The organism is Nonomuraea basaltis (assembly GCF_005893125.1).
Taxonomy (GTDB): domain Bacteria; phylum Actinomycetota; class Actinomycetes; order Streptosporangiales; family Streptosporangiaceae; genus Nonomuraea; species Nonomuraea basaltis.
In genome coordinates, this window is sequence record NZ_VCJS01000628.1 from 1 (window position 1) to 713 (window position 713).

The following is a 713-nucleotide window of genomic DNA, read 5'->3' on the forward strand; positions in this document are numbered from 1 at the left end:
CGGCGAACGTCACCGCCGTGCACCCGGTGTTCACGCACTTGAACCGGCGCACCGTCAAGGCGAGCACCGTCTGGACACCGCCGAGTGCGATGTCGGCCAACCGCCGGACGTAGCGGCCGTGCACCCGCGCAGAGGCGTGCCCACAGCGCGGGCACTTCCCTTCCTCTGCTCGAACTCGAGCGCGCAGCGTGACCACGTTCGCCACCCGCTCGACCACGTCCACGACGATGCCGGCCAGGTACGGGAGAAGATCTTCAATGCACGCCGAGCATGATCAGCTATCGAACCGCTCCGCGTCACAAGATCAGCGACAGAGCCCGTTTACTTGTACGTGGCTCTGCACTTGAACCCGTACGCCGACAACACACTCGTCGACAGCATCCAAACCGCTGGCGGGGTCGCCATGGCGCTGCCCGTCGATGTCACCGACCGCGAAGCCATCCACGCCGCCGCCGACCAGGTCGCCGAGCAGCTCGTGCGAGCGGATCTGGTCTTCAACAACGCCGGTGTCCAGCTCATCTCCGCCATCGATGAGCTACAACTCGACGATTGGCAGCGCCAGATCGACCTGAACATCACCGGCGTAATGAACGTCATCGGCGCCTTCCTGCCACAGCTGAGCGCCGCCGCCGAGGCGGGAAAGCCGGCCGACCTGATCACTACCTCCTCCATCGCCGCCACCCGGATCCTGGAGAAGTTCTCGATCTACTCCG

2 protein-coding genes are annotated in these 713 nt (G+C 65.1%); one reads left to right on the forward strand and one right to left on the reverse strand.

Annotation, left to right across the window (positions count from 1 at the left end; genetic code table 11):
* On the reverse strand, window positions 1-217 hold a 217-nt coding region (locus EJK15_RS69770), incomplete at its 3' end, for a transposase family protein (protein WP_138720969.1).
* Between the two features lie 114 nt (window positions 218-331).
* On the opposite strand from EJK15_RS69770, the gene EJK15_RS69775 reads away from it, so the two are divergent.
* The coding region (locus EJK15_RS69775; RefSeq protein ID WP_240778169.1) for an SDR family oxidoreductase at window positions 332-713 on the forward strand (382 nt) is incomplete at its 3' end.